Here is a 2023-nt window from a genome sequence, read left to right as displayed (position 1 = left end):
CCCACGCGGACGAATTAACTTGGTGAAGATGGTGGGGGAGGGAAAGATTACTGATTTATCCGTGTTGGAAAATCCACTTGATTTGTGCTTGGGCTGCCGGGCTTGCGAAACGGCATGTCCTTCAGGTGTCGAGTATGGCGCTATATTGGAGTCCGCACGAGCGGCTCTAGTCAAACGCAAAAAGTACGCTTTTCCAACGCGTGTCCTGAGAAATGTCACCTTCAAAAAAGTTTTTCCTAGTAAACGAGTGATGAATGTCATCGGAGACGCGCTTTGGCTGTACCAGAAGAGCGGTTTGCAAAAAGTGGCGCGCCGCACAAAACTACTTTCTAAATTTCCAAATTATCTAGCTGAATTTGAAGCGATCACCCCGGAGGCTGCCTCCCCTGCAGAGCGCAGAAAAATGCCGTCCCGCGTTGGGGCAAAAGGAGAACGGAAGTATACGGTTGCGTTTTTTACTGGATGCATTATGGACGCGATGTTTCAAAAAGTGAATCAATTATCCGTCCAACTGTTGGCGGAAGCGGGTTGCGAAGTGATTGTCACTGAGGGTCAAACATGCTGTGGGGCCTTACATGCCCATTCTGGCGAGATGGAGGGAGCTAGAATGCTTGCCAAGCAAAATATTGCCGCATTTGAACAAGAACATGTCGATTTCATAATCAATAATGCAGGAGGCTGCGGTGCCATGCTGCATGAATATGACCATCTTTTAGCGACCGACCCAGAATGGCATGACCGAGCAAGGGCATTTTCCGATAAGTCCAAGGATATTAGTCAAGTGCTTATTGCATGCGGTGGTCTGCAGAATTTGCGCAATCGCAATGAACGTGTTACGTATCAACGCTCGTGTCATTTAACCAACGTGCAGAAGGTCGTTCAGGAACCGATCAAATTAATAAAAAGCATCCCTGGCGTCGAGCTCATTGAGATGGAAGATGTGAATATGTGCTGTGGTTCAGCCGGCATTTATAATATTATTCATTACGAAGAATCTATGAAAATATTGGATACAAAAATGAAACATACGAAAGCGACCAATGCATCCACAGTCATTACAACAAATCCAGGGTGTCTGCTGCAAATGAAACTCGGTATTGAACGTGAGCAATTGTCTGGCTCAGTCCGTGCGCTTCATCTAGTAGAATATTTGACAGAAGCAGCGGGTTTAACGGGAATGAAATAATCTTCATCCCAGAATGTATGACAGTTGCCAGGAGATTCTAGATGTCTGGATACAGACCTTGAGGGCGAGCAGGATCTCATTAGTCGATTTAACAATAGTATACATAAAATATTATATGTAAACATTTAATTGCGTAAAGAAAAATAAATAGATACCGAAATCCGTCTATGTTGGCATTACTTGGGCGGGATTTTTTCATTCGTCCCCAAACCACTTCAAATTATTTCTTTCGGTTTCTCTGGTGTGGTTGCTGATTCGCTAAAGCATGGATTTCGACCGGAAAGCTCCATTCACGAACTATTCCAATATGTTATAGTAGAAGGAAAGACAGAGATTATGAGGGATGATACATGCGAAGTTATTTAATTCTGTCGATGTGCCTATTGTTTTTGATTCAATATTTTTTTCCTTTTGACTGGCTCAAAAACACGGTAATTGGGATAGCCCTGGTTGCCTTTGCTGCAAGCGCGATGCACGCAAGAGCTGTACCTCGCTGGTTTGGCATCAGTATGATGGCCATCGGGATCGTGCTGGAATTTAACAAAGGCGAAGGCTTTGCCGGCATCCGTCAAGGCATTTTCATGAATCTCCCATTAATCGCACTGGTCGTTCTGGTGCCTTTACTTTCGCTCCCTTTAAAACTGGGGAGGATATTTTGAGGCGATCGATGCGCTGCTTCAACGTTTGAAGCACCATCCGCGCAAGCTATTTGCTGGCATAACGAGCGTCTTATTCATTTTGGGGCCCATATTAAATCTCGGTTCGATCCGCATAGTGGATGAACTGTTGAAAAATCTCCGGCTTCCACCAGCGATGCTTGCCAAAAGCTATGCGGTC

2 protein-coding genes are annotated in these 2023 nt (G+C 45.0%); both read left to right on the top strand.

The window, feature by feature from the left end; genetic code table 11:
- A partial coding sequence (locus FPZ49_RS35025) for a (Fe-S)-binding protein (protein WP_144855340.1) occupies positions 1 to 1186 on the top strand: 1186 nt, incomplete at its 5' end.
- A gap of 350 nt (positions 1187 to 1536) precedes the next feature.
- Positions 1537 to 1845 (top strand): hypothetical protein, encoded by a 309-nt coding sequence (locus FPZ49_RS35020; protein WP_144855338.1) that lies wholly within the window; start codon positions 1537 to 1539, stop codon positions 1843 to 1845.
- Positions 1846 to 2023 lie beyond the last annotated feature (178 nt).

The sequence above is a fragment of the Paenibacillus cremeus genome (genome assembly GCF_007786445.1).
Classification (GTDB): Bacteria; Bacillota; Bacilli; order Paenibacillales; family NBRC-103111; genus Paenibacillus_G; species Paenibacillus_G cremeus.
This window is presented reverse-complemented; position numbering and strand designations above follow the sequence as displayed.